Origin of the sequence: Acetobacter pomorum (assembly GCF_002738225.1) — a bacterium.
Lineage (GTDB): Bacteria > Pseudomonadota > Alphaproteobacteria > Acetobacterales > Acetobacteraceae > Acetobacter > Acetobacter pomorum.
Map to the genome: position 1 here is coordinate 1 of NZ_PEBQ01000015.1, position 5,910 is coordinate 5,910.

10 protein-coding genes are annotated in these 5,910 nt (G+C 51.1%); 6 read left to right on the forward strand and 4 right to left on the reverse strand.

The genetic code is table 11. The annotated features are described in order from the left end of the window. The 3 genes from CSR02_RS01925 to CSR02_RS16225 all read left to right on the forward strand — a co-directional run. The coding region (locus CSR02_RS01925; protein ID WP_336469704.1) for a hypothetical protein at nucleotides 1-186 on the forward strand (186 nt) is incomplete at its 5' end. Between the two features lie 46 nt (nucleotides 187-232). After that, nucleotides 233-745, forward strand: coding sequence for a hypothetical protein (locus tag CSR02_RS01930; RefSeq protein WP_099540386.1), 513 nt, complete (start codon nucleotides 233-235; stop codon nucleotides 743-745). Beyond that, nucleotides 742-1,317, forward strand: coding sequence for a hypothetical protein (locus tag CSR02_RS16225; RefSeq protein WP_143225514.1), 576 nt, complete (start codon nucleotides 742-744; stop codon nucleotides 1,315-1,317). The genes CSR02_RS01930 and CSR02_RS16225 overlap by 4 nt, the downstream gene beginning before the upstream one ends. A gap of 22 nt (nucleotides 1,318-1,339) precedes the next feature. On the opposite strand, the gene CSR02_RS01935 is transcribed toward CSR02_RS16225, so the two are convergent. Further along, nucleotides 1,340-1,696, reverse strand: a complete 357-nt coding sequence (locus CSR02_RS01935; protein ID WP_099540387.1) for a hypothetical protein — start codon at nucleotides 1,694-1,696, stop codon at nucleotides 1,340-1,342. Between the two features lie 94 nt (nucleotides 1,697-1,790). Beyond that, nucleotides 1,791-2,573, reverse strand: a complete 783-nt coding sequence (locus tag CSR02_RS01940) for a replication initiation protein (RefSeq protein ID WP_208616786.1) — start codon at nucleotides 2,571-2,573, stop codon at nucleotides 1,791-1,793. 517 nt (nucleotides 2,574-3,090) lie between these two features. Here CSR02_RS01940 and CSR02_RS01950 point away from each other — a divergent pair. Beyond that, nucleotides 3,091-3,378: a CopG family ribbon-helix-helix protein gene (locus tag CSR02_RS01950; RefSeq protein ID WP_099540389.1), complete on the forward strand. Its 288-nt coding sequence runs from the start codon at nucleotides 3,091-3,093 to the stop codon at nucleotides 3,376-3,378. Then, nucleotides 3,375-3,656, forward strand: coding sequence for a type II toxin-antitoxin system RelE/ParE family toxin (locus CSR02_RS01955; RefSeq protein ID WP_062247526.1), 282 nt, complete (start codon nucleotides 3,375-3,377; stop codon nucleotides 3,654-3,656). The genes CSR02_RS01950 and CSR02_RS01955 overlap by 4 nt, the downstream gene beginning before the upstream one ends. A gap of 105 nt (nucleotides 3,657-3,761) precedes the next feature. Here CSR02_RS01955 and CSR02_RS01960 read toward each other — a convergent pair whose 3' ends face one another. Beyond that, complete coding sequence (locus tag CSR02_RS01960; RefSeq protein WP_099540390.1) at nucleotides 3,762-4,301, reverse strand: hypothetical protein; 540 nt, start codon at nucleotides 4,299-4,301, stop codon at nucleotides 3,762-3,764. A 2-nt stretch (nucleotides 4,302-4,303) separates the two neighbouring features. Continuing rightward, nucleotides 4,304-4,606: a mobilization protein gene (locus CSR02_RS01965; RefSeq protein WP_099540391.1), complete on the reverse strand. Its 303-nt coding sequence runs from the start codon at nucleotides 4,604-4,606 to the stop codon at nucleotides 4,304-4,306. 162 nt (nucleotides 4,607-4,768) lie between these two features. Between CSR02_RS01965 and mobQ the strand changes: the two genes are divergently transcribed. Next, nucleotides 4,769-5,910: MobQ family relaxase (gene mobQ, locus CSR02_RS01970; protein WP_167384075.1), on the forward strand; the 1,142-nt coding region annotated here is incomplete at its 3' end.

Here is a 5,910-nt window from a genome sequence, read left to right on the forward strand (position 1 = left end):
CCCTCAGATCTGTTTGACCGCATCCTGAAGGCTCAGGGGCACCCTCTGGGCGCTGCTGGTCTGGACGCCGAGGAAAAGGCCGTCAAAGCGCACCTGAAGGTGTATCAGGAGCAAGAGAAGCGCCAGCAAGCTGAGAGGCAGCAAGCACCAGCGCGAGGCCGTGGTGGGCCGTATCGTTCCCGATAGATGGATTATGACCGTGGGCCTAGTTTTGGGTAGGAGTTTAAAGAACATGCATTACGACGGTGAAGTAAAAATATATAAAAAGAATTTAGATATAATAAGATCTGCGTCTGATTATAGTTTAGATGAAATAAATGAAGATATTTTAAATATAGAATCTAAAGAAATAAATGAAGATGATGAATATTCAAAGTATGAACTAGAATTTTTACGTAGTTCAATGAATGAAATATGTTCATCTTATGTGGTTTTATCATATCATATGTGGGAAAAATCTGTTTTATTATGGTGTAAAAATAGAGATAAGAAAATCCCTAGAAGCTGGAAAGAATACGAAAGAGCCGCAAAAGAAATTTATCCATGTGGAAGTGATTTAGTTTACGTTAAGTGTCTGGTGAATGTAATTAAACATAATAGTAAAGAAGACGCTGTGTTCATAACACAAGGCAGGGGTATTTGGAGTGAAATAGTTAAGATAGAAAATGATTGTATAACTTACAGCTTAAATAAAGCATTTATCAATTTTATTTTTCTAATCATTGATGAGTCTGGCCCAAAATGAAGAAATATATATTAATCATCTTGTTATCAATAATAAGCAATAAGGCATTTGCTGATAATTCGATGGGAAAAGGAACATGTGAGGATGCGGTTTTTTCATCTTCACCATCTGGTTCATTTTCTAGCGAAATGCAAAGTGAAATACATTTTACATGTAATGATATGAATATGGAGGATGTACCGGGACGATACCCTAATGTTGCGATTACTTTATTAGGAGTTAGCTCCGAGATACCTACTGTTTGGGTATATGATTGGCATGATCGTAAGGAAGATTGGGCGCTAAAATATAACCGTGCTAATCATATTAAAGAAACAGAAAATACATTTTCGATAGAGTATGCTGTATCAGCGGTTATCGATCGTACTGGTGGAAGATCAATACCTGTTAAAGCGACAGGAAGTTCAATTTTGAAAATTGATGAAATAGAAAGAAAAATAACAAATACTGTTTCTGTTAATTATCTGGGTTTAGATAGGCAATATCATAATTTATATTATAGGTTTTCAATTAATGGTATTTCCAAGGAAAAAATTGCAAAAGTGATGAAGAATTTTAGAGAAACACAGTAGTAGATTATAAAGGCAGTATTACTTACTCTGTTTCAGGAGCTGGTAGGGCGGCTTTTTGTTGCTGCTGAACTCCTTTCAGGCTGTCTCTGATGATAGCGTAAGCCTTGCTGGCAACCGATTTTGGGACTGGTGCGCCAGCCTCGGAAAGTTTGGTAATCATGCCCACAAGACGCTCTGCGTCAGACAAGTCCGCCACTTGTCTGACAGCATTGTCAGACGTATTTTCTTGCGGTTTTCTGCCACTTTTTACGTGTGACCGAATGGCTCTGTCCAACCATTCTCCTATCGTGACACCCTCTCGTTTGGCTGCTGCAAGAGCGGCGTTTCTGACTTCTGGATGAACGCCACGGATTGACCAGGGCTTCGGCTCGTCTGTCATGTCTGACTCCACTGTATGACTTGTCTGGCATGAGTGGAACATAGGGAGCTTCTATCTGTCATGTCCGACGTTTTTGTCGGACTTGTCAGACTGATTATGATGGGGGGAACAGGTCGGGTTGCGGGTTCTTCCTGAACTCAAAGCGAAGCCGTGAGACCTTTCGACCTGCCTTGATGGGCGTCCACTGGATAAGCCAGCCGTCTTTCTCGACCAGTTCCTTGACGGCTGGTTCAATGATGCGACGCTTGATGTTATTGAAATTAGCTTTTTGCTTCTCTGTCGCGTCCATCGAGGCGCAGAAATCCTCAATAGTATATTCGGCCAGCCCACTGTCCCGATAGTGCATGAGCAGTTCCAGAAGCCGCCACGAGTAGGCCGATCGGAGAGCATTGGCCTGTTGCAGCTTGTAGGTGGTGAACTGCTTTTTTAGCCCCATAAGTGATGGAAGAATAGGTGGCCACCAAATCAATTCAACCCAGCCTTCATTCTCATAGTATCGGCATTGTCCCACCCATCGCATGTCATTGCGGATGGGTTTAAGCGGCTTTCCAGCCCGTGTGTAGGCGGGCTCGAAAAAGGTGATCTTGCGCTCAAACAGATGCTTTGCTGCATCCTGTAGGGCTTCGTAGGCCGTTGGCATTCCGCATTTCGCTATTTCTGCGTATTCGGCTGCTGTGATCTTGGTGCGAGGTAGTGACGTAGCCGGGGGTACGGGCGCACGGCTGTTCATCTTGGATACGGCCAGCATAACGATGCGTTTTTCTGCCAGCGTGAGCCCATGGCCGGCTCTCACGAGAGCATTGCTCATCGTGACCTGCGGGTCATGCTTGGGAATGACTGCGTAGTTTTTGCGGCTTACTGCCGTTTCTGCGGTCAACTGCGTCACCTTCCGACCGTATACGTCTTAACAAGTTTGTGGCGCATTAAGGATAATGCGTCAATTATTTTTTAAAGCGTATTAACTCGGAAGGTGACGCAATAGGGTGTGGGTAAGGGGTTTTAGGGCTGTGGATGACACTCGGAAAATGACGCATTAACTCGGAAAATGACGCATTTAACTCGGAAAATGACGCATTAACTGCTTGTATCTTCATGAAAACAAAAGGTTTTTTTCATATAAACAAGAAGAAACAAGAAAAGAAAGGAAGTGAGTGTGAGCAACTGCTGTGGATGACACCCGGAAAATGACGGATTTCACGACGCACCCTCTCAGGGTATCGGCGCCTTCGGCGGGCTACGCCGCTCCCGCTCCGCGCTCGCCCGACACCTGGGTCGACAGAGGAACAGGGCAGGGAAAAATGCTCAGGAAGCATGAAGCAGGCCAGACGATCTCGCTTGAAGCCGTGCAGGCTTGTGCCTTAATAAGAGTTATTAAAACCAACTAAGGTGATACCATGAGCGAGAAACTTTCAGCCGGAAAGCAGATGGTCAGTGTGCAGATGCCTGCTGACCTGGTGGATGCAATGGATCGGTATGGGGAATCCATCGAGCGGCCCAGGTCATGGGTGATGCGGGAAGCCGTGGCGTCCTACCTCGCCTATGAGGCGGAGAAAGACCGGGCGACACGCCGAGCTCTGGCCGATGTAGATGCGGGCCGGACGGTCAGCGCCGAGGCCGTCAAGGGATGGGCGGACAGTCTCGACCAGGCTAACCCGCTGCCGCTGCCGGAACCCAAGCAGTGAAATATGAATGGACAGCCAAGGCCGTATCTGACCTGCAAACACTGACCGCAGACTTTGACCATCCGCGCGCGGCAGCGCGTGTCATGCGGCGGCTGACGACAGCACCAGACGTTCTGATCCAGTTTCCTCGGATGGGTACATTGCTCCCGGTCTTCTCACCCCGTGAGGTCAGGCGCTTCATCGTGGACGACTATGAAATTCGTTATGAAGTCACGGCGGATGCCCTGTTCATCACCGACGTTTTCCATACCCGGCAGGATCGCGAGACGTTTCATTGAATGGTAGGCGCTACCCAGAAGTCTTGAAATATCTATCAAACTGGCCCGTAAATGGCTCAGGAATGGTGTGCGTGGGTGTTCTGGTGGTTTTCTGGCTGGAAACAGTCATGGACGCGCTAGAGGCCATTCTAGGCCATTTCCGGAAGTGGAGACGCACCACGTCCCTTTCTGGTCAGTTCTGACCTTATAGCCCTCAATTCGACACATGCCGAACGCCTGAATCTGGCCCACCCTGTCCATTTCGTAGGCCATACGGCCTGATGGTGATGACATAGCCCATTCTGCCAGTAAGTCCCGCTTCTTGGTTTCCTGCTGCCCCTCAGCGAACCCTTGAGCGTATCCGGTTCGACTGCCCTTGATGTCACCCAGAAAGCCCGCGCAGAACACGAGCGCAATGGCTCCAAACCCGCAGGAGATGAGCAGGGTGCGCCTGTCGGTCTTGATGTAGCTGGTGACGGCCTGCGCTGCATCCTCAACACGTTGAGCGGCTTGGGTGCTTTTGGCGTCCAGTGCTTCAAGTTGCTTCGCTAGGGCTGGCAGCTTACCGGCAACGTCCGAATAGGCTTTATTCGACTGCTGGACAGTGTTCTTCAAATCCTCAAACGCACGAAGGCCGAAATCTTCCGTGTCGTCTGGGTCACTCATGGTCAGCCCTCACCCTGCGTTTGTACTGGCCGGGGGGTGGTGAATCCATGATCCTGAAAAGCCTTTAGGTCTTGCTCACGAGACAACCGCTTGATTAGGGCATCAATCACGTTCGAGAAGCGTTCATCACCTTCCGCCGCTTTGAGTAACGCGCCGCCCAAGATTATTTTCTGACGATCTTCAATTTTCCGTTTCTGTCTGTTCTCGGCGTTGCGGGCGTCTCTTAGTGCATTACGCGCCTGCTCAAGCCTCTTTTCGGCTTCAAGAACTTTCTTGGATTTTGCGGGCTGACTCGTGTTTGTCATTTTGCACGGGACTCCTCTTGATTGTAACCATACCACAGAATCAGATTGACAACAACCTTTAATGTCGGCTAGATATTAAGGGCGCACTTATGCAAACTCTGCGAGTTTGCGTGCGACAGGGGCGAACCCCTTGCAACCCCATTCTGTCAGCGAGCCGATCACGTGGCGATCTTTCACCTGTCCGTTAAGACCGTATCGCGTAGCACCGGCAGGAGTGCCGTTGCCGCTGCGGCTTATCGAACAGGGGACACGCTGACCAACGAGCGCGATGGACGCCAACACGACTACGCCAACCGAACCGGGGTTGATGATAGTTTTATCATTGCCCCGGCTGGTTGCGAGTGGGCGCACAATCGCTCTGCATTGTGGAACGCTGCCGAGCAGACCGAGAAGCGTTCTAACTCAGTGACGGCCCGTGAATATGTGCTGGCCCTTCCCGCTGAACTGGACGCCAAAGACAGGGCAGACCTTGCACGGTCTTTTGCCTCTGCCGTGGTCGAGCGTTACGGGGTGGCTGCTGATGTTGCCCTTCATGCTCCCAGTGCCGGTGGTGATGACCGGAACTATCACGCCCATATCCTCACCACGACACGGGAGGTCGAGCCGGACGGGCTGGGCAAGAAAACCCGCATACTGGACGCCGCCAAGACGGGTGGGCCGGAGATCGAGAGCCTTCGGGAATTGTGGGCCATGCAGTGCAACGAAGCACTAGAGCGCCACCAGAAGCCCGCCCGCATTGACCACCGCAGCTATGAGCGGCAGGGCGTGGACGAAATGCCGACCATGCACCTTGGGCCGACCAGCACCACGATGGAGCGCAAGCACAAGGCCGAGCAGGAGCGGAAGGGGGAGCCATACAAGCCCCAGACGTTCAAGGCTCAGGAGAACGAGCGCAGGCGCACCCTGAACGACCATGTGCGGGAGATGGTGCGCGAACTGGCCGCCACCGTCAGGGAGGTGGCTGAGCAGGCCAAGAACGCCAAAAAGAGCGCCGTTCACGCCCTTTTGCGGGCGGTTGGGGGCCAACGCCGCGAGGAGGAGGCCGAGCAGGCCAGACGGGCGGCAGAGGCCCGCAGACACCAGGAGGAGCGCAAGGAAGCCTTGCGCCAGCAAGCGCAGAAAGAGGCCAAAGATCGGGCTGTGCGGGAAGCCAAGGAACGCATGATCGACATGGTCAAGAAAGCACAGAGGTTGGCCCCTGATGCCCGCGAGAAGTTCCTTGGGGGGGAATATCCCTCAGATCTGTTTGACCGCATCCTGAAGGCTCAGGGGCACCCTCTGGGCGCTGCTGGTCTGGACGCCGA